The organism is Arthrobacter sp. AG367, assembly GCF_007828995.1.
Taxonomy (GTDB): Bacteria; Actinomycetota; Actinomycetes; order Actinomycetales; family Micrococcaceae; genus Arthrobacter.
This window is the reverse complement of the sequence record NZ_VIVE01000004.1, coordinates 260,969-286,004: the sequence shown is the minus strand read 5'-3', so window position 1 is coordinate 286,004 and position 25,036 is coordinate 260,969. Positions and strand designations below refer to the sequence as shown.

At 65.3% G+C, this 25,036-nt stretch carries 24 protein-coding genes; 10 read left to right on the top strand and 14 right to left on the bottom strand.

The features are described 5' to 3' along the window. Position 1: 1 nt before the first annotated feature. Genes FB478_RS13765 through FB478_RS13755 form a run of 3 tightly spaced genes read right to left on the bottom strand, consistent with a single transcriptional unit; the run spans position 2 to position 2,783 of the window. The gene (locus FB478_RS13765; protein WP_144600881.1) at positions 2 to 1,657 is read right to left on the bottom strand and encodes a GMC family oxidoreductase; all 1,656 of its coding nucleotides are present in this window, start codon (positions 1,655 to 1,657) and stop codon (positions 2 to 4) included. After that, complete coding sequence (locus tag FB478_RS13760; RefSeq protein ID WP_144600880.1) at positions 1,654 to 2,319, bottom strand: gluconate 2-dehydrogenase subunit 3 family protein; 666 nt, start codon at positions 2,317 to 2,319, stop codon at positions 1,654 to 1,656. Before FB478_RS13760 ends, FB478_RS13765 begins: the two co-directional genes overlap by 4 nt. Then, positions 2,316 to 2,783 carry a hypothetical protein gene (locus FB478_RS13755; protein WP_144600879.1) on the bottom strand — a complete coding sequence of 156 codons (468 nt, stop codon included), beginning with the start codon at positions 2,781 to 2,783 and terminating at the stop codon, positions 2,316 to 2,318. Before FB478_RS13755 ends, FB478_RS13760 begins: the two co-directional genes overlap by 4 nt. Positions 2,784 to 2,867: 84 nt before the next feature. Between FB478_RS13755 and FB478_RS13750 the strand changes: the two genes are divergently transcribed. Next, entirely contained in the window at positions 2,868 to 3,368 is a 501-nt protein-coding gene (locus FB478_RS13750; protein WP_051081332.1) for a MarR family transcriptional regulator, read from the top strand. A gap of 121 nt (positions 3,369 to 3,489) precedes the next feature. Here the strand turns inward: FB478_RS13750 and FB478_RS13745 are convergent, their stop codons facing one another. The 4 genes from FB478_RS13745 to FB478_RS13730 all read right to left on the bottom strand — a co-directional run bounded on the left by FB478_RS13745 (position 3,490) and on the right by FB478_RS13730 (position 8,682). Beyond that, positions 3,490 to 4,458, bottom strand: a complete 969-nt coding sequence (locus FB478_RS13745) for an aldose 1-epimerase family protein (protein ID WP_144600878.1) — start codon at positions 4,456 to 4,458, stop codon at positions 3,490 to 3,492. After that, positions 4,455 to 5,528, bottom strand: coding sequence for a glucose 1-dehydrogenase (locus FB478_RS13740; RefSeq protein WP_144600877.1), 1,074 nt, complete (start codon positions 5,526 to 5,528; stop codon positions 4,455 to 4,457). The genes FB478_RS13745 and FB478_RS13740 overlap by 4 nt, the downstream gene beginning before the upstream one ends. A gap of 133 nt (positions 5,529 to 5,661) precedes the next feature. Further along, positions 5,662 to 6,423, bottom strand: coding sequence for a phosphatase PAP2 family protein (locus FB478_RS13735; RefSeq protein WP_018768697.1), 762 nt, complete (start codon positions 6,421 to 6,423; stop codon positions 5,662 to 5,664). A 153-nt stretch (positions 6,424 to 6,576) separates the two neighbouring features. Continuing rightward, positions 6,577 to 8,682, bottom strand: coding sequence for a transglycosylase domain-containing protein (locus FB478_RS13730; RefSeq protein ID WP_261377406.1), 2,106 nt, complete (start codon positions 8,680 to 8,682; stop codon positions 6,577 to 6,579). A gap of 435 nt (positions 8,683 to 9,117) precedes the next feature. Between FB478_RS13730 and FB478_RS13725 the strand changes: the two genes are divergently transcribed. From FB478_RS13725 to FB478_RS13700, 6 genes are all read left to right on the top strand, one after another. After that, complete coding sequence (locus FB478_RS13725; protein WP_056392911.1) at positions 9,118 to 9,582, top strand: hypothetical protein; 465 nt, start codon at positions 9,118 to 9,120, stop codon at positions 9,580 to 9,582. 73 nt (positions 9,583 to 9,655) lie between these two features. After that, on the top strand, positions 9,656 to 10,708 hold the full coding sequence (locus tag FB478_RS13720; protein WP_223992434.1) for a S1C family serine protease: 1,053 nt from the start codon (positions 9,656 to 9,658) through the stop codon (positions 10,706 to 10,708). A 223-nt stretch (positions 10,709 to 10,931) separates the two neighbouring features. Beyond that, positions 10,932 to 12,281 (top strand): MFS transporter, encoded by a 1,350-nt coding sequence (locus tag FB478_RS13715; RefSeq protein ID WP_144600876.1) that lies wholly within the window; start codon positions 10,932 to 10,934, stop codon positions 12,279 to 12,281. Positions 12,282 to 12,796: 515 nt separating this feature from the next. Then, positions 12,797 to 13,009 carry a hypothetical protein gene (locus tag FB478_RS13710; RefSeq protein WP_018768692.1) on the top strand — a complete coding sequence of 71 codons (213 nt, stop codon included), beginning with the start codon at positions 12,797 to 12,799 and terminating at the stop codon, positions 13,007 to 13,009. Between the two features lie 130 nt (positions 13,010 to 13,139). Next, positions 13,140 to 13,598, top strand: a complete 459-nt coding sequence (locus tag FB478_RS13705; protein WP_018768691.1) for an SRPBCC family protein — start codon at positions 13,140 to 13,142, stop codon at positions 13,596 to 13,598. Beyond that, the gene (locus tag FB478_RS13700) at positions 13,595 to 13,957 is read left to right on the top strand and encodes a metalloregulator ArsR/SmtB family transcription factor (protein ID WP_018768690.1); all 363 of its coding nucleotides are present in this window, start codon (positions 13,595 to 13,597) and stop codon (positions 13,955 to 13,957) included. The genes FB478_RS13705 and FB478_RS13700 overlap by 4 nt, the downstream gene beginning before the upstream one ends. On the opposite strand, the gene FB478_RS13695 is transcribed toward FB478_RS13700, so the two are convergent. The 7 genes from FB478_RS13695 to FB478_RS13665 all read right to left on the bottom strand — a co-directional run bounded on the left by FB478_RS13695 (position 13,939) and on the right by FB478_RS13665 (position 20,798). Continuing rightward, positions 13,939 to 14,565 (bottom strand): maleylpyruvate isomerase family mycothiol-dependent enzyme, encoded by a 627-nt coding sequence (locus FB478_RS13695; protein WP_018768689.1) that lies wholly within the window; start codon positions 14,563 to 14,565, stop codon positions 13,939 to 13,941. The two genes, FB478_RS13700 and FB478_RS13695, sit on opposite strands and share 19 nt — an antisense overlap. A gap of 175 nt (positions 14,566 to 14,740) precedes the next feature. Then, on the bottom strand, positions 14,741 to 16,873 hold the full coding sequence (locus FB478_RS13690) for an OmpL47-type beta-barrel domain-containing protein (protein ID WP_144600875.1): 2,133 nt from the start codon (positions 16,871 to 16,873) through the stop codon (positions 14,741 to 14,743). After that, positions 16,870 to 17,367, bottom strand: a complete 498-nt coding sequence (locus FB478_RS13685; protein WP_018768687.1) for a hypothetical protein — start codon at positions 17,365 to 17,367, stop codon at positions 16,870 to 16,872. The genes FB478_RS13690 and FB478_RS13685 overlap by 4 nt, the downstream gene beginning before the upstream one ends. Position 17,368: 1 nt before the next feature. Then, complete coding sequence (locus FB478_RS13680; RefSeq protein WP_144600874.1) at positions 17,369 to 18,505, bottom strand: hypothetical protein; 1,137 nt, start codon at positions 18,503 to 18,505, stop codon at positions 17,369 to 17,371. 78 nt (positions 18,506 to 18,583) lie between these two features. After that, on the bottom strand, positions 18,584 to 19,036 hold the full coding sequence (locus tag FB478_RS13675) for a hypothetical protein (RefSeq protein WP_144600873.1): 453 nt from the start codon (positions 19,034 to 19,036) through the stop codon (positions 18,584 to 18,586). Between the two features lie 892 nt (positions 19,037 to 19,928). Further along, positions 19,929 to 20,390, bottom strand: a complete 462-nt coding sequence (locus FB478_RS13670; RefSeq protein WP_018768683.1) for an Lrp/AsnC family transcriptional regulator — start codon at positions 20,388 to 20,390, stop codon at positions 19,929 to 19,931. 180 nt (positions 20,391 to 20,570) lie between these two features. Next, positions 20,571 to 20,798 (bottom strand): hypothetical protein, encoded by a 228-nt coding sequence (locus FB478_RS13665; RefSeq protein ID WP_056392926.1) that lies wholly within the window; start codon positions 20,796 to 20,798, stop codon positions 20,571 to 20,573. 342 nt (positions 20,799 to 21,140) lie between these two features. On the opposite strand from FB478_RS13665, the gene pdhA reads away from it, so the two are divergent. The 3 genes from pdhA to FB478_RS13650 are packed head-to-tail and all read left to right on the top strand — an operon-like array spanning position 21,141 to position 24,990. Further along, positions 21,141 to 22,367 carry a pyruvate dehydrogenase (acetyl-transferring) E1 component subunit alpha gene (pdhA, locus tag FB478_RS13660; protein ID WP_056392928.1) on the top strand — a complete coding sequence of 409 codons (1,227 nt, stop codon included), beginning with the start codon at positions 21,141 to 21,143 and terminating at the stop codon, positions 22,365 to 22,367. Then, positions 22,364 to 23,491: an alpha-ketoacid dehydrogenase subunit beta gene (locus tag FB478_RS13655; protein WP_144600872.1), complete on the top strand. Its 1,128-nt coding sequence runs from the start codon at positions 22,364 to 22,366 to the stop codon at positions 23,489 to 23,491. The genes pdhA and FB478_RS13655 overlap by 4 nt, the downstream gene beginning before the upstream one ends. A gap of 2 nt (positions 23,492 to 23,493) precedes the next feature. Further along, positions 23,494 to 24,990: a dihydrolipoamide acetyltransferase family protein gene (locus tag FB478_RS13650; RefSeq protein ID WP_144600871.1), complete on the top strand. Its 1,497-nt coding sequence runs from the start codon at positions 23,494 to 23,496 to the stop codon at positions 24,988 to 24,990. The last annotated feature ends 46 nt before the right edge of the window (positions 24,991 to 25,036 follow it).

The window sequence follows — 25,036 nt, the reverse complement described above, 5'->3', positions numbered from 1 at the left end:
ATCAGTCTTCCTTTGCGCTCATCGTGGCGCCGCGGCGGGCGCCTTGGACCAGGACGCGGGCGGCGCGGGCCGCCAGCGCCATGATGGTCAGGGCGGGGTTGGCGCTGCCCTGGGTGGGCAGCACGCTGCCGTCCGTGACCAGGAGGTTGCGTACCGCGAAACTGCGGCAGTTCCGGTCCACCACACCGGCGTCCTGGGTGGCTGCCATCCGGGCCCCGCCCACCAGGTGGGCATAGCGGTTGATGGTGATGACTTCCTCTGCCCCTGCAGCGGTCAGGATTTCTTCCATGACCTGCTGTGCTGCGGACATCAGCTGCCGGTCGTTGTCGCACTGGCCGTAGCTGAAGCGCGCCACGGGAATGCCGTGCCGGTCCGTCTCGTCAGCCAGCGTTACCCGGTTCTCCTTCAGGGGGAGGAATTCGCACAGGGCGCCCAGGCAGGCCCAGTGCGGGTAGTCGCTCATGTAGCGGCGGAGGGTGGACCCCCAGTGCCCCTGCGCGGCAACATGCTCGGCCCAGGTAATGGGCAACGGGGACACGCACTGGATGGAGAATCCCCGCTTGTATGGCTTTGCCGGGTCTGTTTCGTAGAACTCCTCCGTGCTGACTTCGGGGGGAGGGGCCTTCCACATCCGCACCTCGGCCTGGAACCGCCCGGCGGTTTGGGGCGCGCCCTGGACCATCAGGTACCGTCCCACCTGGTCGAAGTCGTTGCACATCCCGTCCGGGAAGCGCGGCGTGGCGGAGTTCAGCAGCAGCCGCGGGGTTTCTATCGAGTAGCCGGCCACGGCCACCAGGCGGGCCCGCTGGAACTTCGTGACGCCGCCCTGGACATATTCGACGCCGGTTGCCAGCCCGCTGCGTTCGTCAAAGCCGATCCGGGTGGCCATCGAGTCGGGGCGGATTTCGGCGCCGTGGGCCAGCGCGTCCGGGACGTGCGTGATCAGCGGGGATGCCTTGGCGTTGACCTTGCAGCCCTGGAGGCAGAATCCCCGGTAGATGCAGTGCGGCCGGTTGCCGAACCTGCCGTTGGCGATGGCCACCGGACCCACCTTCGCGGTGATGCCGCAGGCGTTGGCGCCGCGCAGGAACAGCTCGCCGTTGCCGGACACAGGATGCGGCCGGTGCGGGTAGCCGTGCGGGTCGCCCCACGGCCAGCGCTCCCCGGCGACCGGCAGTTCCGCTTCGATGTCTTCGTAGAACGGCCGCAGTTCCGCGTACTCCAGGGGCCAGTCGGCGCCCACCCCATCAGCAGTGAAGGTCCGGAAATCGCTGGGGTGGAAACGTGGCGTGTACCCGGCGAAGTGGACCATGGAGCCGCCCACCCCCCGGCCCGAGTTGTTTGACCCCAAGGGCACGGGATCAGTCCCGGCAATAACCCGTGGTTCGGTCCAGTACAGGTGGTGGGATCCGGCTTCATCGCTGACCCAGTCCTGCTCGGGCTCCCAGAAGGGGCCGGCGTCCAACGCCACCGCCCGCCACCCGGCCCGTGCCAGGCGCTGCAGCAGCGTGGAACCTCCTGCTCCGCAGCCCACGATGACCATGTCCACCTCATCGGTTTCGGCGTACCGCCGCATGTTCTCCCGCAGCCGAAGGTTGCTGCCGGGTCCGGAAGGGAGCAGCCACGCGGACTCATTGCGTTCGCGGACCCTGTTCACCGGTCTGCCCCGTGGCCTGCGTCGTGGGTTGGCCCGTGGGTGGGGTCAGCATCGGGGCGGATGTCGCGCACCTCGAACGGCTCCAGGCGGTTCACACCCAGGTTCTTGTAGCCGCGCGGGTAGGCCGGTCCCGCGAAGCCGATTTCGTCCCAGGCCAGGGGATGCGAGTAGAAGGCGGTGCAGGCGTACCGGGTCCAGAGGCTCCACACCCGGTCCGCCGGCAGGCCGTGCCAGAGTTCCCGGTGCAGATTGCAGATGTCCTGCAGGAGCCCGGCCTGCTGCTCTGGATCCAGGCCGGCATAGGTGGAGCCGGCACGGGAGTGCGCTTCACGGTCCAGCGCCGCGAGCGTTGCCCGCCACGCTTCGCCGTCCCTCGGCATGTTGTCATGGTGCCAGCCGTCGGTTTGCTCATCGGCCAGGCGGGCGTCCACCATGTTCACCACCGGCACCCGGGGCTCGCCCTGCTGGCCCAGTAACTGGTCGAAGAGGGCGCGCGCTGCGGCCTCCTCTGCGGGCGTGAAGAAACGGACGTCCGGCGGCATACCCAGGCGGGACTCGACGACGGCGGCAGTCGCCTGGTCCCAATGGCCCGCCTGGGCGCGGGTGCTGAAGCCGGGGTAGCGGCCGCCGCCGTCGGACATGTCCAGTGGGAGGCTGCTCATGGTTCCCGCCTCAGGACGGAGGCCAGCACCCCCATTCCGCCCACCAGGGTGACCAGCAGCGGCGCGAACAGCGGCGGACCCATCTCCAGGTTGTAGCGCAGGTTGGACAGGCCGCCCGGTTTCTGCCGGATGCCCTGCAGGTGCAGCCAGGTTCCTTGCAGCCCGTTGGCAATGATCGCGGCGCTGGCCAGCGGGAGGGCGGTCTTTGCCATGCGGCGGCTGAATACGCCGGCTACTCCCGCGGCCGCACCCAGCGGGCCCAAGGCAACGGGAACCCACATCCACTTGTTGCCGAAACTGGCCTTGTCATGTTCCAGATAGATTTCCGCCGCCGTGACCAGGGCACCGGCAGCCGTCAGGCCTGACAGGGAGCGCTCAAACCTCCCCGTCTGCACATTCCGTACAAGCCGGTCGATGCCATTCACCGTGGTGCGGACCGGATCTGCCGGGTGTTGCGTCTTCATGATTCTCCTTCGGGCCGCCTGCGAACAGACGAGGGAAGCTGGCAAACTTTGCGGGACAGCAACCATTAGAGGAAACTGGTGCCCATGGATACATCTGCCGGATCTGCGTTGATCCCTGAACCTTCAAGTCGGGAAGTCGAAGCGGTGATGGGCGCCGCCGACACTCTTCTGCGCGTCGTGGCCCGCTCTGTTGCTGAGGTTGAGGACATCGTCAATACGCCACAGCTGCGGGTGCTGGTCCTTATCCATACCCGCGGACCACAAAACCTCGGCGGCGTCGCCGCAGAGCTTGGCGTGCACGCATCCAATGCCACCCGCATCTGCGACCGGCTTGTAGCGGCTGACCTGCTGCAGCGCCGTGAAGACCCCGCGGACCGCCGATACATCCGGTTGGAGTTGACCAGCAAGGGCAAGGAACTGGTCAACTCCGTGTTGGAGCACCGGCGGCAGGCCATCGCAGAGGTGATTTCCAGGATGCCTGCGGGCCGGCGTCCTGCGCTGGCCGCCGCGCTGGAGGCCTTCGCAGCCGCCGCCGGTGGCCAGGGTACCTCCGACGGTCGCTTTACGTTGGGAGCCGGTACGTGACGTGACCGGATCCTGGTGCGGCAAGCCATGGTTTCATTGAAACCCAATATTTGCGTTTGCGCAATAGTTGGCAAAAGTGGGATGTCTTCTCTGCTGGACCCGGATCGGCGGAGGGAATCCTTCAGGCTGGCTTGATGCCCCACTGTCCGGTGTGGGATTGCCCGGGGTCCAGGGTGATCAGGCCTTCGCCGGAGTTGAAGGCGTCAGGGGCGCACGTCATGGGCTCCACGCCCAGCCCGGTCCGGCGGCGGTCCCGTTGGGGGAGGGTGTCCCCGGTGAAGATCTCCAGGTAGGGGTATGTGTCGTCCACCCACAGCTCAACTCCTCCGGAGCGGTCCGGGCGCAGCAGCCTTACGCGGGCGCGCCCATCCCCGCCGCGGAGAAGGTCGGTGTAGGCCACGTCGATGTGCCGGCCACCAAGTTGCTGGAGTTCACGCAGGTCGTACTTTGTGCCGTCCACACGCTCGTGCCCGGTGGGGATGCCGCGTTCATCCACGGGCAGGTACGTCCGCCCCGGCACCTGGACCAAGGCGGTGTCGATAGCGCCCGCGCGCACCGTTCCTGTGCTGAGGTAAGGATGCGCCCCAGTCCCGTAGGGGCACGGCGAGTCGCTCCGGTTCACCGCCGTGCTCCGCACCGTCAATCCGTCCGGACCGAGTTGATAGTCCAGCCGGCAGTCGAGGACCCAGGGCCAGCCTTGGCAGGCGTGCAGGGTGTAGGCGAAGGAGATGGATTCGTCGGTCTGCTCCACAACCGGGGCATTCCAGTTCCGCCAGCGGGTCAGTCCGTGGATGGCCCCGCCTTTGTCCGGCTCGCTCAGGTCAAGCTGGAGCCGACGGCCTTCCCACTCATAGCTGCCGGCCTTGATCCGGTTCGGCCAGGGGATGAGCGACTGACCGCGTGCGCCCGTGCACATCTCATCCGGTCCATACCCGTCCAGCAAGGGGCGGCCGTCCAGCAGGTAGTCCCGCAATGCCCCGCCAACCTCCGTGAGGTGCGCGGTTTGCCCGCCGTACCGGATTTCGTACTGGAGCCCGGACGGGTGCCGGTGGTCGATGGTGGCTTCTGTTGGTTCCCGGCGGGGAATCATCGCTGGTCGCCTCTGCCGCCGCGGGACTTTTGCAGGTCCAGCACAACCTTGACGTCGTCAGGCCTGTGATGGAAGGCCTCAGCGTAGTTTTCGAGGGGTACCCGGCGGCTGATGAGGCGGCGCAGCCAGTCGGGGTTGGCAGAGGACAGGGCCTTGGCGCCGGCATCGTAGTGGCGCCGGTTGGCGTTGACACTGCCGAAGACCACGCCGTTCATCAGCACTTCCTCGCGGTTGAGGGCGCCGACATCCACTTCCGTTTGGTTCCCGGTTCCCGAGACGCCGGTCAGGCAGGTGATGGCGTCCTGGGCGCGGCAGCGCAGTGCGTCCAGGACCACGGGGGTGACGCCCGTGCACTCAACCAGGACGTTCGGTTTCAGGCCGGAGTCCGGCAGTGATTCGCTGTGGTAGATGGCTCCGAGGTCCCGGACCAGCTCCGGCTTGGGCCCGTCCTTGACGATGTCGAAGACGTGGACTTCCAGGCCCTGCTGGACGCCCAGAAGTGCGGCGAGCAAGCCAACGGGTCCGGCTCCGGTCACCACGGCGATATGAGGGTCGAAGAAAGCCCGCTGACCGATCCTGGTGATCTGTTCCCAGGCCTTGGCCACGATGGTGGTGGGCTCCAGCAGCACACCCACGTCTTCCAGCCCCGCCTCCAGTTTCACTATGGACTGCGGGTCGGCGCGCCATTGCTGGCGCGCGAATCCGTCCAGGCCTTTGATGCCGTGCTCGGTGTACTTGCCGTTCAGGCACATGTCCCACTCGCCGGCGGCGCAGGCTTTGCAGGGTTCGGGATCGGGCCTGCGGACAATGCCCACCACCAGGTCTCCCTCGGCGAGGCCGGAATCCCGCGGAGCTTCCCGCACCCGGCCCAGGTTTTCATGGCCCAGCACCAGGTAGTCCTGGCCCGGCGGAGCCTCGCCGTAATCTGCCGCGATGATCTCGGCGTCGGTGCCGCAGAGGCCAACCGCCAGGGCATTCACCAGCACTTGTCCTTCACCCGCTGCCGGTTCCGGAATGTCGCGCAGGTGAAGGGAGTCCTTGATTCCCGGGGTCACTGTCAGCGCACGCATGATGTCTCCCTTTAGCCGTGGTTGTCCTGGCCAGTGTCTCGCTTTATTTGCGATAACGCAACAGTGTGGGGGAAGCAAGCGCTAACGTCCATCGAGCCCGCTCAGCAGCCGGGCAGCCAGTCGGCTTTCGCACTCATTGTTCTGCCGCATGGCCGCCGCGGTTGATATCCAGCATGATCACGACCGCGAGGAGAACCACGGAGATGGAGGCGGACGCGAGCGTATCTGTAAACCAGTGATAGCCGAGGTAAACGCGGCTTGCTGCTTCCAGTGTCAGGCCTCCGGCTGCAGCGCTGAAGGCAACGATCACGGAAACCGTGCGGGAGGAGCGGGAATAGAGCAGGTATGCGCCGATCAGCAGAAAGTTTGAGGCACCGACGACGTGCCCGGAAGGAAACGATGAAGTGGCATCGGCGCCCAGCATCATCAGTGCCGCTGGGGGACGGGAACGTCCCACGGCGTGGGCGATGACCTCCGTAATGATGACCCCCGTGAGCATCGACCCGGCGAGCAGCAAGGGGCGCCAAAGGCGGCGGGTCAAAAGGGCCCAGGCCGTGGTGGCGAGCAGTGTTATCAGCGGAAGGGCGACCGGGCCGAACACAATGGCGAGTCCCGCCAGAACCATGGTGGCAGCACTGGTCCGGTGATTCACGAACCACTCGGTCATGGGACCGTCAGCCGCTGTGACGCCATTGCCGTGAAGCACTTCCCCCAGCGTCAGCAAAAAGGAAGCGGCGCCGGCCAGGGCCAGCGCAAGTGACACTGCGCTCAGGACGAGGAACCGGCCTGGGGGAACAATGAATCCGTCGCCTAAGCGAAAAGCCAAGGATTGAGACTGCGACTCTTTTACATCAGGGCGGACATCGTCGTCATCGCTTGCCACGGCGGCACCCATTCCTCCTGCTGGACTGGTTCCTCGTCGTTGGGGAACTTTCGCGGTTTGGGAAGTGAAGCTCGTGAAAAAGCCACCGTTGCTTCACCGAGTATCAATGAACGATAGCGCAATAATTGTAATTGCGCAATGGAATACGGGGCTGGCCCGCCCCCGTCAGCGGAGCATTGATGGTGGTGGCGAGGGAAAAGGGCCGCCTGGGTATTTTGGGGCCGCGGCGTTCATGAGGTGGGCCCACTGGGTGCCGGCGATGTTTGCTCCGTCCAGACCGGCGTAGTACTTTCCGTTGATGGTGATGTGCTCATTTGCCCATTCCGGCCCGAATCCTTTGTAGCTTCCGAACCATGAGGCGGTGGCGATGCCTGTGGTGGCGCCAACGGTCCATGTCTGGGTGTGTCCGTCGGTGGTGCCGGTTTTGGCGAAGATGTCCTGTTCCTTGTTCACGGGAATGTTGTAGCCCGATCCTTTGGTCAGTACTGGCTTCAGGGCGTACGTGACGCCGGCAGCGACGTCCGGGTCGATGGTCTGGGTGCAGTCCGCGGCTGGCACCGGGTAGTGGTGTCCGCCGGGTCCGGTGACCGTCTCCAAGGCGACGGGTCTGCAGCGGATTCCTCCGGCCGCGAAAGTTGCGTAAGCGGTAGCCATGTCCAGCGGCGCGACATCCTGGGTGCCGATCAGGTTGGCGATACTGGAGAGGTCGTAGGGCTTGTTGGTGTGGCCGTCCTTGATGCCCGCCGCTGTGGCCATCTTCTGGATGTTGCAGAAATCCAGCTGCGTTGCTGACTGGAACGTGATGGTGTTGATGGAGTGGTACAGGCCTTCCAGGACACTCATCCGGTAGTAGTGGTAGGGGTCGTCGTTGGGCAGGGGTGTCTGGCCGAGGGCGGGATCGTAGGACCCGGCCGTCGTGCCGCAGCTGTTTTTCCATGGGAAGCCGGCCTTGTAGGTGCGGACCGAGCCGTCCAGCCGGACAGCCATGGACCGGCCGGAATTGAGCCATTCAGCAAAGACGAATGGTTTCATCGTGGAACCGATCTGGAAGCCGCCGGCACCATGGAGCGGCTTACCGCGGCTGTCCGTTTCTGGGAGGGCGAAGTTGCCCGTGTAGTGTCCGGGCCCAGGCGCCGGGTTGTATATGGTGTTTTGGGCCATGGCAAGGATCTTGCCCGTCCGGGGCTGGACGCTGACAAGGGCGGCCCCGCGCTGCAGGGGATCCGCCGGGGGAAGCGAGGCATTGACCTGTCCCTGGGCCACTTTTTGCAGGTTCGGGTCCAGAGTGGTGTGGATGGACAGCCCACCCTGGTACAAAAGTCTGCGCCGGGCCGTCTCGTCGGCCCCGAAGGCGGGGTCGTTGAGGATCAAACGTTGGACGTAGTCGCAGAAGTATGGAGAAGTCGCCGCGGCGCATCCTTGGACGGTTGGCTGGACGTTCAAGGCGAGGGGCGCGGCGGTAGCCTTGTCGTGCTGGACCGTGGAGATGTAACCCTGTTGGAGCATTTGGTCCAGAACTTCATTGCGCCGGGCCACCACATGGCCTGGTTCGGTGATCGGATCGTAGTACAGGGGCCTGTTGACCACTCCTGCCAGGGCGGCGGCTTGGGTAAGGCTGAGGTCGCTTGCGGGGACGCCGAAATACTCTTTGGCTGCCGACTGGATGCCGTAGGCTCCGTTGCCGAAATACACCAGGTTCAGGTAGCCCTGAAGGATCTGGTCCTTGGAGTACTTGTCCTCGAGGCTGACGGCGAGTTTCATCTCCCGAAGTTTGTCGCCGATGGTCCTGGCCGCGCTGGACTTGACCTCGTCCGCCCTGCCGCTGGAGATCAGCGCCTGGATGAGCACGTTCTTGACGTACTGCTGGGTGATGGTCGATGCGCCCTGCCGGCCGCCCAAGGTGTCCACGTAGAGGGCCCGGAGAATGCCCGCTGGATCGATGCCGCCGTGCTCATAGAAACGGGAGTCCTCGATGGCCACGATCCCGTCGCGCATAAACGGTGATACCTGCTCCAGTTCCACCGGCACGCGATTCTGCGAATAGAACGTGGCGATGACCGACCCATCTTTAGCCAGCACCTCCGAGTTCCGGGCCGGGGGGTTCAGATCCAGCACTGAGGGCAGCTGCTCGAAAAGCTTGGTGGATGTAGCGGCCAGGGATGAGCCCAACGCCGCCGCGGGGACCAGGAGCCCGGTGACCAGGAAGCCGCCGATGACGCAGGCAGCCATGAAGGCGGCAGCCTTTCGCCACAGTTTGTCTCTGAGGAGCATGCAGGAGAATTCCTTGTCGTGTCGTCACTGCACTTCGATCAAGGCGTCGCATGGACAGGGGTGCCTGGAAGCAACCCCTCCTGGGTCTAGTGCCGCTTGTCTCGGAATGATTGCCAATGTGCAAACAATGCTATGTCCCGAATCTGCATCGACAGGGCTGAATCCGGTAACAGGAGGGCAACAATTCAGAAAAGTGGAACTTGCTAAGTGGATAGTGATTGCGTTGGCGCAAGTGCTGCGCCACACTGAGGGAGGGGATATACCGGGGAAGCCCACGGATGAAGCCCTAAAGCTAACCACGGTGGGGCAGGGGAAAAGCTGTACTGGGCTGCCAGGCGACCTGCGCCATCTCCGCCGCATTGTCACCTGCAGATCTCATGCAGGCTTCTGTTTTGACCAGCCGGCAGCATCTCAACGCCAGGGAAAGGAACATCCATGAAACCCGCCCACGGCACCATACGGTTTCTCCGCCTCCTGCCCGTCCTGGTGATCTCGGCCCTTCTGGCTACCGGCTGCTACAACCCTTCCGAAGGGGACCGCGATCCCATTGCGCTCGGTTCCGACTTGAACTTTGCCGGGCTGGAGTTGCGAAGCGTTCTGCTGGTGACATCAGGGCAAAATGAACCCGCACGCGTGTTGGGAACGATCATCAACACCACGGCTGCTGATATTGAGATGGTCCTGGCCGACTCCGACGAGCAAGTCCAGGTCAGGATCCCGGCAAGCGGGAACAAGGAGTTTGACCAGACGCCCCTCATTCTCAACAGTGCCGCGGAGGCTCCCGGGGCGCGCACTGACCTGACAGTAAGCGTGAAGGGGCAGGAAACCAGAATCAACGTCCCCATTCAGGACGGGACTTTTGACCAGTACCAGCCTTATGTTCCTTCGCCCAGCCCTTGACGCTGGCAGCAGCCCTGCTGGGCAAGACAGGCGACCGCCCCTCCCGGGCGATCTCTCAAAGAGGAGGTATCCAATGAGGTTAAGACTCTACGCGGCGGCTGGAATGACCGCAGCGGCGCTGACGCTGACGGGCTGTACGGGAAACCCGGCACCGGGGCCCGGTTCCTCCACTGCATCACCGGACGCATCCAAGGCAAGCCTGTCGGGCGGCGGCGGCCTGGCCGCGGTTCCCGGCGTGGTCAGGGAGGTTGAACCATCCGTGGTCACCATCAGGACTGCTGTCGGCCTTGGCAGCGGTGTCATCTACGACGGCAATGGATCCATTGTCACAGACGCCCATGTCGTGGAGGACCAGCAAAAACAGCCCTTTAAGAACGTTGAGGTCCAGTTCGCTGATGGCTCTCAGTCCCAAGGCACAATAGTTGGCGTTGATGACGTCACGGACCTTGCTGTCCTCAAGGTCGACCGCACCGGCCTTCCGGCCGCAAAATTTGCTGCAACAGATCCGGAGGTGGGTTCGATGACCGTTGTCATCGGAAGCCCGCTGGGGTTGGAGGAAACCGTCACTGCCGGAATTGTCTCGAGCCTGCACCGGAACATGCCGCCGTCGAAGGAATCACCCCACGGCGCCATCGACCTGCTGCAGACCGATGCGCCGATTTCCCCCGGTAATTCCGGCGGTGCGGTGGCGAATGCCGGCGGACAGGTAATCGGTCTTTCCGAGGCTTACCTTCCACCCAGCACCGGAGCCGTAGCCATCGGGTTCGTTACGCCATCCTCCACTGTCACCGACGTTGCAGACCAGCTGTTGGCCAGCGGATCGGTCAAACACGCCGCCCTCGGTGTGGTCCCCACCGACATCACGCCGCAACTCGCCCAACGGTTCTCCCTGCCCACGACGGCGGGGGCGCTGATCGTGAGCGTTTCGCAAGGAAGCCCAGCGGAACAAGCCGGCATGAAGGCAGGAGACATCATCACCAAGTTCGCCCAGGCAGACATTGGAAACGTGACGGACCTGCTGGTGGCCCTCAGGAAACAGGACCCCGGGCAGCAGGTGGACGTCATCGTGCAGCGCGGCTCAGCATCCCAGAACCTGCACGTCACCCTTGGCGACCTGGCTAAATGACTTATTGCGTTAACGCAATAGTTGCGTAAAAATAAGAAAATGCTGCTCGGGTAAGGATCGCCAACTCAAGGCGTAAAAGCCTGCAACGTCAGGTCGGCTCTATCCGAACAAGTCCCGCTCGTTCCGCCGCTTGGCGGAAAGCGAACCCCGACGAGGTCCGCGGGAGAGCAGTAGCTTTACTGGGGGGCGGTCTGATCAGCCATATCGCGAAGGAGCATTTCCAATGGCACAGAACGTCAAGTCAGCAACGGCAGTGGGCAATGCCCGGTGGAAGCGGTTGATTCCCGTCGCCATTGTCGTCTACATCATTTCGTTTATGGACAGGACCAATATCGGGTTCGCCCTGAACGGACTCCATCAGGACCTGGGCATCGACGCCGCCCAGCAGGGCCTGGCTGCAGGCATTTTCTTCATCGGCTATCTCGTCCTGCAAATTCCAGGCGGCCACCTCGCCGAGCACTGGAGCGCGAAGAAGTTCGTCGGAATCATGGTGCTCATCTGGGGCGTACTGGCCGTTCTTTCCGGATTCATCCAAGATTTCACGCAACTGCTGGTGGTGCGCTTTTTCCTGGGTGTCGCCGAGGCCGGAATCTGGCCTGCGATCCTTGTCCTGATCAGCCACTGGTTCCCCGCCGCTGAGCGGGCACGGGCCTACGCGTTGTGGATGATGAACATCGCCATCGCTTCCATCATTACGGCCCCCCTCTCCGGCTGGATTCTCTCCTTCTCGGACTGGCGGTGGCTGTTCATCATCGAGGGCATCTTCCCCTTCGTCATCGCCGCACCCCTGTGGTGGGCCCTGATCGCTGACCATCCGCGCGAGGCGGCATGGTGCTCGGTCCAGGAGCGTGAGTACATCGAGAATGGGCTTGCTGCGGATGCAAGGGAACATCCTCAGCAGGAGAAACTGGGCCTGCGCCACGTTATGTCCAACACCGTTGTGTGGCGACTGACCTTGGTGTACTTCCTCATCCAGATTGGCTTCTATGGCATCAACATCTGGCTGCCGCACGTGATCAAGACAATTACCTCCGGATCGTCTATGGAGGTGGGGCTCATCACCGCAATTCCGTACGTGCTGGCGATGGTCGGCCTCTGGTACAACGCCAAAGCGGCCGACCGTTCCGGCCGCTACTCCACTCACGTGCTGCTGTCGATGGCAGTCGGTGCTGTTGCGCTGGTGGTCTCGGTAGCAACCGGAGACAATATGCCGTTCCTTGCGGTTACCCTCATTAGCATCGCCGTCGCCGGGGCCTTGGCCTACGACGGTCCATTCTGGGCTTCAGCGTCCCGGGCCATGCCGGTGGCCGTCGCCGGCACCGCTATGGGACTGATCAATGCGGTAGGAAACCTCGGCGGATTCGTTGGACCCTACGTTGGTGGTTTCCTGCAGGATGTGACGCACGGCAGTTTCCTGGCCACGTCCATCTTCCTGGCATGTTGCCTCCTGGCTGCAGGCCTGGTGATGCTGGCATTGCGGCGAAGCGGTGACAGGCCGCTGTCCGGTGCCCGGCTGCAGGGTGCCCTCTCCGGCGGGGCGGAGGCAGAAGCAACCAGGAAGAAAACATCCTGACGGGCGCCCTTGCAGCACGGGCAACTGCGCCGGTAGCGGGATGCCGGTCGCAGCCTCGTCACTGGTAGGCGCTCGTCACGGTAACTCAGCGGTGAGGGTGGGCCATTCCGAGACATGACCCACCCCCGCATCAGTTGCGCCAGTGCAACTGATTGTGGGTTTGTGGGGGAGGAGTCCGCATATCCACGCGAACAACTAAGGGCCGGAGAGGGTTCCGGAGGGGTGGGTGTTGGGGGATAAGCCTCCAGGAGGAGGGGATTTTCCTTTCGTTGCGTAGGCCCACCCCGCGCCCGTTCCCGGGATTGCGGGAGTCATGATTGGGTAGGCCGTGCTGCATAAGGGGTGCCCGGGACCCTTATGGCTGCCCGGGCGGTTCATGTACTTTGGTCCTGCCGGAGAGTCCTGAGCTGGCAGGATTCGCATTTTGGGGAATCGGCTGGGGACCCAGTTGCGCTGGCCCTCGTCCAGGGCCGGCCGCCCGTCAATCTCCCTTGCCGAATCCAAGGAGCCCCCCGTTGCACAAGCGCACTGTCCCGGTCATCGCTGCCGTTTTTCCGGCACTCTTCCTCTCCGCAGGGCCAGCCCCGGCCACCGCGGGCTATGACGAGGAAGTCCTTAACACCTACGTGGATTGCCCGCTGGAGCGCATCGGCACCCAGCTGGTCCGCTGCGACAACCTCACAGGAGCGGGGGTGAATGCTCCCTTCTGGATACCCGAGCAGAAGTAGGCAGGCGATCTCAGCCGTCGTCATCTCTGCCGCTCCGGGTTGGCGAAGACGCCTGCGCAACCGATGGTTGCGCTTCGGGTGCTGCGTCGTTTAGGCTCTTAGCAACCAATGGTTGCGAAAGGAACTGGACATGCACAACAGCATTGAGCGGGAAATCCACATTGAAGCGGCGCCGGAGATTGTTTTCGAGGTCATCAGCACCCCCGAACACCTGCGCCAATGGTGGCCCGATGAGGCCGCCTTTGACCCCACCGCGGGTTCAAGCGGGGACATAGTCTTCGGCGACCGGACGGCGGCAGATGCAAAAGTGGTGAAGCTGACGGTTGTGGAGGTCGAGCCGTCGCGGCGCTTCTCCTTCAGGTGGGTTTACGACGAAGCCGCGGCATCGCCGGAAAACTCCCTCCTGGTGACTTTTGAGCTGATTCCGCAGGGCTCGGGGACACTGCTGCGCTTTACGGAGGCAGGGTTCCAGGACAAGGGATGGGAGCAAGCTGACGTCGAGCTTAACTACAATGACCACGTCCGGGGCTGGGACTACTTCCTGCCACGGCTTGTGGCCTACATCGGCCGGCTGGTCGCTGCGCAATGACCATCGCTATCGACGACGATCTCTGGTCCGCGGTGGGTGATCCCACCCGGCGGAAGATGCTCGACCTGATCCTGTCCGAAGGCGGCGGCACGGCCACGGGCCTGAGCACCCGGCTGCCCGTGACCAGGCAGGCGGTGGCGAAGCACCTGGAGGTACTGCACCGTGCGGGGATGGTCTATGTCAGGCCCGCAGGCCGGCAACGCGTTTATGAGGTGAACCAGGCAGAGCTTTCCCGCGCCGTTGCCCAGTTGTCGTCGGTCAGCGCTGCATGGGATGCCCGGCTCCAGAGAATCAAGAGCATGGCCGAAGCCATTCAACGAAGCAGCCGGGATCGGGAAAGTCAGCGGCCCCTGCCCTGAAGCAGAATGGCTCCTTCGCCGGTCAGCTCGGCTGCGGATCCCTGCCGCCCCGCAAGGGTGGAGATCAGGGCCGACGCGCTGCCCAGCACCTGGGCGCCGGTGCCGTGCCTCCAGCCCGTGTCCTGGGTGGAGAAGGCAAGCCCATCGATCAGGCCCGGTTTCAGTGAACGCTGGGCCTGGGGCGTGGTGAGCTGGTCCAGGACGATGTTGGCACTCTCCGGCTCTATCACATGGTCGATCTTCAGGGGCCTGTAGATGTCCTCCGCATGTATGACAAGGTGGCTCAGCGGTGCTTCAGGGCCGGCGCCTGGAACCCCGAAACGCTCCGCCTTCGTGCGCCGAAGGGCTGACAGCAGTTCATCCTTCGGGCGGGTGTCCCGGGTGGCCCAGCGGTCCGCCATCCTGTCGAACGCGAACCCGGCTGCGGCCATATTGATGAAGAACCGCGGTAGGGACATTTGGTAGGGCATCAGGAGATGGACGACGACGTCCCTCACCCGCCAGCCACCGCACAGGCTCGGTGAGTTCCAGCGTTCGTCGTCGAGCCTTTCCAGGGCGCCGATGAGGCGGTTCCGTTCGGCGTCGATCAAGGCATCAAAGTCCGTCATTACGTTGGGTTCCTGTTCCCTTGGGCGGTCCGGGGGTGCTTGATCACGCGCCCCTTTGCTGGATCCGCTAGCCAAAGTGTATGTGGGGTGTGTCGTAAGGAGCGTGAACCACACCCCGGCCGGACACGCACCGGCTCCCCGCCGAATAGTCGGTGGGGAGCCGGTAACGCGTCACCTATCCCAGTCCTGAGGAGAGGGTGTCTCTGAACGAGACAGTACCGATCAGGTTCCCCGCCACGTCGGTCAGGCTCTGTGGTGGGGCGTACGCCGGCAGGCCCGCAGGGACACCCGCGTTGAGTGTGCCCGCGCCTGCGCTGCCGTTAGGCGCATTGCCGAGTCTGATAACCATGGCGTTGTTGGCGGCATCCCAGTTGAGGGTTGAGCCTGTTCCCTGGGCTCCAAAGGTGGCCGCGGCGCCGTTGAGGTAGTCCCCGCCGAGGGATACCGTGCCGACGGAGCAACCGGGGATCGTGACACCCAGTGTGTCATTGCCCGCATTATCAGTGATCGTTGCAGTGCCCGACAATTGGGAGCCGGTCCAGTTGGTGCACACCTTGGCCAGGTCCAACTTTTCCGAGAATTTGAGGGTAATGGTGTCGCCAGCGTCCGCTGAGGCCTGGCGTGTATTGGTCGAGCCGCCGTTGAGCAGCTTGACTGAGGTAACTGTGGGCCCTTGGGTGTCCTTGACCGCTGTGGCCGTGACCGTACTGCTGTTCCCTGCCGCATCGCTTGTGGTGGCAGTGATAGTGACCGTGACCACCGGAACAACCGTGGACGTCTCCTTGAGGCCCGCCAGGTTGAGGCCGCCGGTTGTCCATGGCGTCCCTGATGCCGTTGCCGGGACGCTGGTGGACGAATCGCTGACGCTCAGGTTGACGGTCAGGCCAGGATCATTGGTGCCGCTGACCTTATAGCCGCCCACGTTGCCCGAGTAGATGTACGCCGGGGTGTCAATGGTCAGCTTCGGTGCCACAGTGTCCTTCAAACTGGTGGGGCTCGGTGTAACGGCCGAACTGCTGTTGCCTGCGGCGTCCTTGACTGTGACGGCGTAGGTGACTGTTCCATCCTTGAGCGGCGTGAGGTTCAGGTTCAGTGACCAACCCGTTCCGGCGTCAGTGGCCGTGCCAGTGACCGGAGGGGCAGTAGTGGTGTCCGTGGCCGCAACCGTCACAGTGGTCCCGGCTTCGGCGCTTCCGGAGACCCGCACGGAGGAAACGGTGGAGCTGTTGACGTATATCGGCACGCCCACGCCCTGCGCTGGTGCCGGAGCAATGGTGTCCTTGATGCTCGTCGCCGTCCTGGCCGTGCTGGTGTTTCCGGCAGCGTCCGTGGCCACCGCCGAGTAGGTCAGGGTGCCCTGGTTCAGGCTGGTCAGGTCCAGGCTCGCTGTCCAATTGCCGGTCCCGTCAGCCGTGGCGGTAGCGGGGGAAGCGGAATGGGCGGTGCCGGTGTCGCTGGCAGTAAGGGTGATCTTGGCCCCCGCCTCCGCCGTTCCGGTGACGGGTACGGCGGCAACGTTGGCGGAGTTCACAAAGCCGGGCACGCTGAGCCCCGGCGCGGCAGGCGCCTGGGTGTCGATCCGCACCGTCTGGCTCTGCGCCGTGCCGGCATTGCCGGCGTTGTCGGTGGCGAAGTAGGAGACCGTGTGCGTTCCGTCGCCGCTCACCGGGATGCTGGTGACGCTGCCGCCCACAGTCTGCTTGGCGCCGCCGTCGACCGCGTAGGTAATGGAGGCGACGCCGGATCCAGCCGTCCCGTCGTCGGCGGTGATGGTCACGGTGACCGGGCTGGTGCTGTTCCAGCCGGCGGCGTTGGGGGTGGGCGAAATGCCGGACACCGAGGCCACCGGGGCGGTGGAGTCACTGCTGACGCCGGTGCTGCGCGGGCTTTCCGAACCCGTCCACAGCGCGATGGTGGGGGTGACCGTGTAGTACCAGATGCCGCCCGGGACATTCTGTTCGGTGCAGGTGAGCGTGGTGACGGTCCCCGCGCAACCACCTGTTGCCGGTGTTCCGGTGCCGCCCGTGGCCGCCGCGTACCTGGTGACGGTGTACCCGGTGGCCGCCCGGCCGTTGACCGTGGTGCCGGCCGCCCAGCTGACGCTGAGCGAGGCACCGTTGGCGGTGACGGCGGGCTTGGACCCCGCGGACAGCGCGTCGGCAGCGGCGGCCGCGTTGTTGCTGCTGGTGGTGGAGGCCCAGAAGGCATAGGCCGCGGTGCCCGTGCCCAGCAGGAGCAGGAGCGCGGTGATGATCCAGGGCACCCGGCGCGACGGGCGGCCGAACAAAGCACGGATGGCGAGGCTCATTTGCGCACCTCCGCCGTGACGGGAAGGTGGAAGGTGGCGCCCTGGCAGGCTGCGAGAGAGGTGGTATCCATGGCGGCCGATCCTGGAAGGGTGAGCAGGGTGGACGAGTTGGCCGGAACGAAGGTGGCCGGGGACAGTGGTGCCGCGCTCCCCACGAAGCTGACTCCGGTGGTGGTGCAGCCGGGGTGTGCCGCGTCCGCGGTGGCGGCCCCGTTGGCCGTGACGCTGTAGACCTGCACGGCGTAGGGGTTGGGGTTGGTGAGGCGGAGGACGACGTCGGCAGTACCGCCGGGAACAAGCGTCGACTTTGGGTTGTCCCCGGCGACGAGCGCGTCCACGGTGACGGCCTGCATGGTGGCCGCGGCTGCGGAACCGGTGCCGGTGCCCGCGGTGCCCCAGTACGCGTAGGCGGTTCCGGCGCCGGCAGCGGCCAGGAGTCCGGCGAGGGCCGCTGCCCTGACCGCACGACGGCGGGTGGTTGGGTTGGCGGTCATCTCAGTTCCCCTGTCCTGATCCTGAGTAGCTGAGCTGGAGCGAGGCACCCTTGCAGCCGTCCTGGTTGGCGGAGGTGTCCAGCATTCCCACCCTGGGCCACACCGACGGTGCCAAACGGAGCCCGGAAAGGGAGCTGCTGCCCGCCGGAACGGAGACCGGGTAGGGGCCGCTGTACTGCGTGACCACGAAGTCCGCTGCGGTGCAGGAAAGGTTCCTGGCCACGGCGTCCGCGCTGCGGGTGACGCCTGCCACCGCCACGGACATGTTGGTCAGCGAGAGCGCCTTGTTGTTGGGGTTGCTGATCCGTAGGTCCAGGCCGGCCGACGTGCCGGGGGACAGGGCGCCGGGGACGTTTCCGGAGAGGACGAACTGCTTGATGGTGGAGTCCAGGACCAGCTGCACGTTGGCGTAGGCGTACTGGGCCTTCCCGGCGGCATCCTTGCCCGTGCCCATGAGGTAGAGGCTGTAGCTGCCGTTCGGTGAAGCGGCCGTTGTTGCCACCTGCAGGGTGGTGGAGGTGCCGGTCACCGGATTGGGCGAGAACGTTGCGGCGGCGCCGGAGGGCAGTCCGCCCAGGACGCTGAAGGTGACCGGCCCGGACAGGTTGTTCCGGGTGATCTGCAGGGTGTACACCGCGGTGGAACCGGGCGGGACGGTGAGGGAATCAGGGGAGGCGGCGACTGTCAGGCCGGAGGAGATCTTGTAGTTGACCGTGAGGCCGGCGGTGACGCTGCCGGAGACCTTGTTGCTGGTGCCGGTGATGGTCAACGAGCTGGTGCCCGCCGGGGTGGTGGCTCCCGTGCTGACGTTCAGGGTGGAAGTTGACGTGGTGCCTGAGCTGAGGGGGACGGACGACGGCGTGAAGGCACCTGTTGCTCCGGCCGGCAGTCCCGCGGTGGTCAGGTTGACCGCACCGCTGAAGCCCCCGGTGGACGTCACCGTCACCGTGTAGGCCGCGGACTGCCCCTGCTGGACCGACTGGCTGGCGGGCGAGACCTGGACCGTGATGCCCGCTTTGGTGCTTTGCGTTGCGGCGAACAGCGCCCCCGCGCTGGCCAGCATCACCGCAAGCCCGATCAGCGCCACCTTGATGGCCTGCCGCAGGCGATGCCGCGGTTGCCCGTCTTTGTTGTGCACCCCGTGCCCCTTCCACTTTGGTGCGGTTGACGACGAACCGGGGACGGGATTTCCACCCGTCCCCGGCCCGCTCGTTTGTTAGTTGCTGCCGACGGTCACAGTGATCGTGGCGCCCTTGCAGGCGTTCTGGTCCGTGTCAGGGAGATCGCTGAGCGTCAGCGTTCCGGTGCCAAGGCCGGTGGTTGCGCCGGCGAGGACAGTGGTGGTGGTCGTCGGTGCCGTGGCCGTGAACCATTCCGGCAGGCAACCGGAAGCGCTGGTGGTGACCACCGGCGCGGCAAGCGTCACCGGGGTGCTGCTGGTGTTCGGATTGGTGGCCGTGTAGGTGATGGCCTTGGGCGTACCGGGGGCGACGCCTGGCGCCACTGTCACGTTGATCGTGACGGCCTGCGTGCCGGCCGCCGCCGCTGCCGATCCATTGCCGGAGCCCGTGGTGCTCCAGTAGGCGTAGGCGGCACCGCCGCCAACAGCCACCAGGGCGGCGGATGCGGCAACAGCGGCGATCTTGTTCTTCTTGGTCATTGGGCGCATGGAAAGACTCCTTGTGAATGTGATTGAGAACCCGTTCCCCCATGAGCGGCCCCATCCTGGTGCCTTTCGGTGGATCGATGACCCAATGTTTTCGGCTGGAGCTCTGCCCAACAACACGTACCGGTACTCGAATTTTCAGGGGAGTGTGAATTCCACTACTGGGATTCGTGCGCCGCTACTCGGGTGGCCAAAGTCAAAGCGGGTGCCAATGCCCCCCCAGTCCGCTGTCCGCAGCCGGCGGGCGACGACGACGGCCGGACGTATGCTTTTGCCGTCAGTAACGATGTAGCGCTGGAGAGGAGTTCCGGATGCTCGACGGTCCCAGCGCAGGGGTCAGCATCGGCGCGTTGGTGGCGGTGGCCGTTGCCCTGTATATCGTGCTGGTGGTGCGCCGCAGGAAGTGACCCGCGACGCGCTTCCCGATTTTCGACGCGCATATTCCGTGGCGCGGCTCGAATGTGGGCGGCGAAAGGGAATGTGCGCGTCGTGGGCGAATATGCGCGTCAATCAACGCAGGGACGCGAGCGTACGACGGCGGCCGCGTCCCGCCGTCGTAATTCCCGCTTGGGGTGCGGGGGCCGGCGGCTTTTTCGGATCGACGCTGATCCGTGCCTCCGCCGCAGGCCCCTGGTCTTGTGCGGAACGTTAAGTTGGATGCCTGGCGGCGCCCTTGCTTAGCGCCGCCAGGCTTCTGAGACCGTCGGTGTTATCCGACGCAGGCGCGGGTTGACTGGGACCCAGTACCCAGGTGCATCAGCGATGCGCTCCCGTCCTTCACACATCACTTTGGAGGGAACGCCTCAAGGACGTCCCCGGATCCGGTCAAGAATTCATCAAGGTCGGCTCAATATTGACCGCTTGATTCCGGTGCGCGGCAGCGAGGAAGGCCGGCTTACCGCGTATCCACGTCCTCGAACACCAGGAACGTCTGCGTGTCCAGCACGCCGGGCATGGTCTGCAGCTGGTCGAAGATGACGCGGCGCAGGTCGATGTTGTCCACGGCCCGGACCAGCAGGATCACGTCGAAGTCGCCGCCCACCAGCGCGATGTGGTGCACCTCCGGGATGGCGCCCAACTGGTCGCGGAGTTCCCGCCACGAATCCTGCTTCAGCTTCAGCGTCACGTAGGCGGAGGACTTCAACCCTGCCTTGATGGGATCCACCAGCGCGGTGAACCGGGTGAGCACGCCGTCACCGGTCAGCCGGGCAATGCGGGAATAGGCATGCGCCCGGGAAATGTGCACGTTTTCCGCCACCTGCGTGACCGACATACGGCCGTCCCGGGTGAGTTCGCTGATGATGCGCCGGTCGATCTCATCCAGCGGAACCTCGGCCGCCACATCCTTGCCCGCCATTGTGCACTCGGCTCCCGTCGGTACTCCACCTCACGAATACAAATCGTCTTCCATAGTAGGCAGATTTGAGGAGAGTCTCCGTGGCAGGAGCGCGCGGGAATACAAAACCGGCAGCAGGAACGCCGCTGGAACGAATGATGCTCGGCCGGTCGGCCTTGCCCGGGCCGTCCGGGGTGTGGATCAGGACCCGTGGTGGCGGGTCCCGGTCCCCTCCGCTGCGCCGCGGATGAAGTCGCAGTCGCCGGGGGAGAGCACGGTTTCGCCATGCCGGTCCTGTTCGAATTCGACTCCGGTGCTCTTCATGATGGCCGCCGCGACGGTGCGCGGAAGGATCTTGCAGCCGGGATTATCAACCAGCCATTGCCGCGTGTCCGGGTCGAGCCTGTCCCACAATTTGGCTATTTCCATAGCTAACGCCCCCGCCTGTCACTGCTGTTAGGAAAATGCCGCAGTCCCGGATGTCCCGGGACGGTGCGTACCCGCATCATCCGAGTGTGGGCCTTCGGGAGACAGGGGTCAATGCACTTCTTTCGTTGGCCGCCAGGCTTTCGCGCCCGGATGGAAGCATGAGCAGTTTCCCAGCCCGCCATTTTGTCCACGGCTCCGGTCGGTAATCCACGTCACAGTTACAAATCGTCTTCCAAAGCCGGCACTTCAGGGCAGCTTCTCCACGATTTGCGCAGGTGCTGGATACGAAACCTCGCCCGGGACAATACTGGGAGGGAATAGTGGCTACCGAAGGACGGACCAATGACGATCTCCGCAGACCACACCGCGCCGGACACCGCCAGCACCGAGCCCGCAGACGATGCGCTCACGGAAGCTGTGAAGAAGTTCGGCATCACGGTGGAGGACTACATGCTCCCCGCCCGGCACCAGATCCAGATGGTGGATCCGGACGGCCGGCTCATCCCGGACAGCGAGCAGGGCACCCAGCCCGGCCACGAATACCCTGTACCCGGCGATGACGAACTGCTGGCAGCGTACGAACGCCTCGTCGTCGGACGCCGCGTCAACGACCAGAACTCCGCCCTGGTCCGGCAGGGCCGCATGGCCGTCTACCCCTCCAGCCACGGCCAGGAAGCCTGCCAGGTGGCCGCCGCCCTCTGCCTGTCCGAGCATGACTGGATGTTCCCCACCTACCGCGACGCCGTGGCCGTGATGACCCGCGGCGTGGACCCGGTACAGGTGATGACCATCTTCCGCGGCGACTGGCACGGCGGCTACGACCCCCTCAAATACAAGGTGGGCATCCAGTGCACGCCGCTGACCACCCAGTTGCTGCATGCCGTGGGCGTGGCGCACGCCGCCAAGCTCCGCGGCGAGGACACCGTGGTGCTGGCCATGTGCGGTGACGGTGCCACCAGCGAAGGTGACTTCCACGAAGCCCTCAATTTCGCCGCCGTCTTCCACCTGCCGGTGGTCTTCTTCGTCCAGAACAACAAGTACGCCATCTCGGTGCCGCTGGCGCACCAGTCTGTGGCGCCGTCGCTGGCGCACAAAGCCGTGGGCTACGGCATGGCCGGCGAACGCGTGGACGGCAATGACGTGGTGGCCCTCCTCGCCGTCCTGGACCGCGCCGTGAAACTCGCCCGCGAAGGCTCCGGACCGCTCCTGGTGGAAGCCAACACCTACCGCATGCAGGCCCACACCAACGCCGACGACGACACCCGCTACCGGGAAAATAGCGAGGTTGCGGAGTGGCGGGCCAAGGATCCCGTCAACCGGATGCGGACGTACCTGACGGACCGGGGGCTGCTGGATGACGACGCCGAAGCGCGCATCGCTTCCCACGCTGAAGCGGTTGCCGCCCAGCTGCGCGAGGGCCTGAGCGAGGACGTGCAGGTGGACCCGCAGGAACTGTTCCGCCACGTCTTCGCCCGGCAGACGCCGCAGTTGAAGGAACAGTCCGCCATGCTCGCCGACGAGCTGGCCCGCGACGCAGCAGCTACTGATTCACAGGAGGCCGGCAAGTGAGCCCCACCATCACCACCTCGTCCGAAGCCAACGGCAACGTCAGTGCCGCCACCGCCCGGGCCGCAGCCTCGGCCGCCGCGTCCGCCGAAGCCGCGGGTCCCCAGCCCGTCACCATGGCCAAGGCCCTCAACACCGCCCTGGCGGACGCCATGCACGCCGACTCCTCCGTCCTGGTGTTCGGCGAGGACGTGGGCATGCTGGGCGGGGTCTTCCGCATCACCGACGGCCTCACCGCCACGTTCGGCGAACAGCGCTGCTTCGACACCCCGCTGGCCGAGTCCGGCATCGTGGGCATGGCCGTGGGGATGGCCATCAACGGGATGCGCCCTGTCATCGAGATGCAGTTCGATGCGTTCGCCTACCCTGCGTTCGAGCAGATCGTCAGCCACGTGGCCAAGATGCACAACCGCACCAAGGGGGCCGTGAAGCTGCCCATGGTGATCCGCATCCCGTACGGCGGCGGCATCGGGGGAGTGGAGCACCACTGCGACTCCTCCGAGTCCTACTACGCCCACACCGCCGGCCTGAAGGTCTATACCCCGGCCACGGTGGCGGACGGCTACCGGATGCTGCGCGAAGCCATCGACTCCGACGACCCCGTCGTCTTCATGGAGCCCAAGAAGATGTACTGGACCAAGGACTCCGTGGACCTTCCCGAGCTCCGCCGCCTTCACGAGGAAGGTGCTTCCGCGGAAGGCACGACGGCGGGACGCACCTCCGAAGGCCGTGCCGCCGTCGCACGTCCCGGCACGGACGCCACGCTGATTGCCTATGGCCCGTCCGTCCCCACCGCGCTCGCCGCCGCCGAAGCGGCCGCGTTGGAAGGCCGCTCGCTGGAGGTCATCGACGTGCGGACCATCGTCCCGTTCGACGACGACACCGTGTGCGCATCCGTCCGCAAGACCGGCCGGGCCGTGGTGATCGCCGAGGCGCACGGCTTCGCGTCCGTGTCCTCCGAGATCGTGGCCCGGGTCCAGGAACGCTGCTTCCACTACCTGGCCGCCCCCATCCGCCGCGTTACCGGATTCGACGTCCCCTACCCGGCACCCAAACTCGAGAAGTACTACCTGCCCGGCGTGGACCGCATCCTCGACGCCGTTGACGACCTTCAGTGGGAGAACTGACCATGAGCGAACCACGTGTGTTTTTGCTGCCCGACCTCGGCGAGGGCCTTACCGAAGCTGAACTCGTCTCCTGGCACGTTGCCGTGGGCGACGAGATCGCCGTCGACCAGCCGATTGCCGAGGTGGAGACCGCCAAGTCCGCCGTGGAGGTACCGTCCCCGTATGCCGGAATCGTCACCGAACTGCACGGCCAGCCCGGCGAGACCCTGGACGTGGGGCAGCCGCTGATTTCGGTGACGCCTGTTTCCTCTGGTGCTGGGGTCGCCGCGGATGATGCCGCCCCCGCCCCTTCGCCGGCCCAGCCGGAAGTCCAGCCCACAGAGACCGAGCTTGCCGAGCCCAAGCCGGCCAATGCGGCAGCCGAAGCCTACCGGGAAGAAGAGAAGGCCGGATCCGGCAATGTGCTGATCGGTTATGGGACTCCCGGCGGACACGGTGTTGCCCGGCGCACCCGTGCCCGGAAGACCGCCGTCGCCCTCGCTGAGCCGGCTGAACCGAAGCCCACCGAGGACGACCTCACCCTCCTGCGCACCCGTGTGCCGGGCAAGCTCGGCGCGGTGATCTCGCCGCTGGTCCGGCGCATGGCCCGGGAGCACGGCGTCGATCTCGGGGACATCTCAGGCTCCGGCGACAGCGGCCTGATCATGCGGCGCGACGTTGAGGCTGCGCTGCGGACCACTGCACCGGTGGAAGCCCCCGCAGCCAAGCCCGAGGAGGCCAAGGCCGCCGAAACGCGGCCGGCCACGGCGCCCCGGGAAGCCACCCCGGCCAACGGCGTGGACGCCCGCACCGGGCTTGGCATTGCCGCCCGCACCCCGGTCCGTGGGGTCCGCAAGGCCGTGGCCGCCAACATGGCCCGCAGCCGGTCCGAGATCCCGGAAGCAACCGTATGGGTGGATGTGGACGCCACCGCATTGCTGGAGCTCCGCGAGGGACTTAAGGCCAACGGCGCCGAGGCTCCGGGCCTGCTGGCCTTCATCGCCCGTTTCGTCACCGCAGGGCTGAAGAAGTACCCGGAGCTGAACACCCGGATCGAAGCCGCGGAGGACGGGTCGCAGGAGATCGTCGCGTTCGACGGCGTCAACCTGGGCTTCGCGGCGCAGACCGACCGGGGCCTGGTGGTCCCGTCCGTCCGCGGCGCCGAGAAGCTCAGCGCCAGGGAGCTCGACGGCGAGATCCGCCGCCTCACCCAAGTGGCCCGGGACGGGAAGGCGACGCCCACCGAGCTGGGCAGCGGCACGTTCACCCTGAACAACTACGGCGTGTTCGGTGTGGACGGGTCCGCGGCGATCATCAACCATCCGGAGGTGGCCATCCTCGGCGTCGGCCGGATCATCGACAAGCCGTGGGTGGTCAACGGTGAGCTGGCGGTCCGCAAGGTCACCGAACTCACGCTGACCTTCGACCACCGCGTCTGTGACGGCGGCACCGCCGGCGGCTTCCTCCGCTTCGTGGCAGATGCCATCGAAAACCCCACGTCGCTGCTGGCCGACATTTAGTGGCCGCTGTTTGAGGGACGAATTCTTGGTGCAATTCGTGGCGCCA

What these genes read in the sequence shown, in the direction of transcription:
- FB478_RS13730 (WP_261377406.1), bottom strand. Translation starts at nt 8,682, where the DNA reads ATGCTCCTCAGAGACAAACTGTGGCGAAAGGCTGCCGCCTTCATGGCT.
- FB478_RS13755 (WP_144600879.1), bottom strand. Translation starts at nt 2,783, where the DNA reads ATGAAGACGCAACACCCGGCAGATCCGGTCCGCACCACGGTGAATGGC.
- FB478_RS13750 (WP_051081332.1), top strand. Translation starts at nt 2,868, where the DNA reads ATGGATACATCTGCCGGATCTGCGTTGATCCCTGAACCTTCAAGTCGG.
- FB478_RS13690 (WP_144600875.1), bottom strand. Translation starts at nt 16,873, where the DNA reads ATGAGCCTCGCCATCCGTGCTTTGTTCGGCCGCCCGTCGCGCCGGGTG.
- FB478_RS13740 (WP_144600877.1), bottom strand. Translation starts at nt 5,528, where the DNA reads ATGCGTGCGCTGACAGTGACCCCGGGAATCAAGGACTCCCTTCACCTG.
- FB478_RS13735 (WP_018768697.1), bottom strand. Translation starts at nt 6,423, where the DNA reads ATGGGTGCCGCCGTGGCAAGCGATGACGACGATGTCCGCCCTGATGTA.
- pdhA (WP_056392928.1), top strand. Translation starts at nt 21,141, where the DNA reads ATGACGATCTCCGCAGACCACACCGCGCCGGACACCGCCAGCACCGAG.
- FB478_RS13675 (WP_144600873.1), bottom strand. Translation starts at nt 19,036, where the DNA reads ATGCGCCCAATGACCAAGAAGAACAAGATCGCCGCTGTTGCCGCATCC.
- FB478_RS13665 (WP_056392926.1), bottom strand. Translation starts at nt 20,798, where the DNA reads ATGGAAATAGCCAAATTGTGGGACAGGCTCGACCCGGACACGCGGCAA.
- FB478_RS13715 (WP_144600876.1), top strand. Translation starts at nt 10,932, where the DNA reads ATGGCACAGAACGTCAAGTCAGCAACGGCAGTGGGCAATGCCCGGTGG.
- FB478_RS13695 (WP_018768689.1), bottom strand. Translation starts at nt 14,565, where the DNA reads ATGACGGACTTTGATGCCTTGATCGACGCCGAACGGAACCGCCTCATC.
- FB478_RS13650 (WP_144600871.1), top strand. Translation starts at nt 23,494, where the DNA reads ATGAGCGAACCACGTGTGTTTTTGCTGCCCGACCTCGGCGAGGGCCTT.
- FB478_RS13670 (WP_018768683.1), bottom strand. Translation starts at nt 20,390, where the DNA reads ATGGCGGGCAAGGATGTGGCGGCCGAGGTTCCGCTGGATGAGATCGAC.
- FB478_RS13700 (WP_018768690.1), top strand. Translation starts at nt 13,595, where the DNA reads ATGACCATCGCTATCGACGACGATCTCTGGTCCGCGGTGGGTGATCCC.
- FB478_RS13720 (WP_223992434.1), top strand. Translation starts at nt 9,656, where the DNA reads ATGAGGTTAAGACTCTACGCGGCGGCTGGAATGACCGCAGCGGCGCTG.
- FB478_RS13685 (WP_018768687.1), bottom strand. Translation starts at nt 17,367, where the DNA reads ATGACCGCCAACCCAACCACCCGCCGTCGTGCGGTCAGGGCAGCGGCC.
- FB478_RS13705 (WP_018768691.1), top strand. Translation starts at nt 13,140, where the DNA reads ATGCACAACAGCATTGAGCGGGAAATCCACATTGAAGCGGCGCCGGAG.
- FB478_RS13760 (WP_144600880.1), bottom strand. Translation starts at nt 2,319, where the DNA reads ATGAGCAGCCTCCCACTGGACATGTCCGACGGCGGCGGCCGCTACCCC.
- FB478_RS13725 (WP_056392911.1), top strand. Translation starts at nt 9,118, where the DNA reads ATGAAACCCGCCCACGGCACCATACGGTTTCTCCGCCTCCTGCCCGTC.
- FB478_RS13745 (WP_144600878.1), bottom strand. Translation starts at nt 4,458, where the DNA reads ATGATTCCCCGCCGGGAACCAACAGAAGCCACCATCGACCACCGGCAC.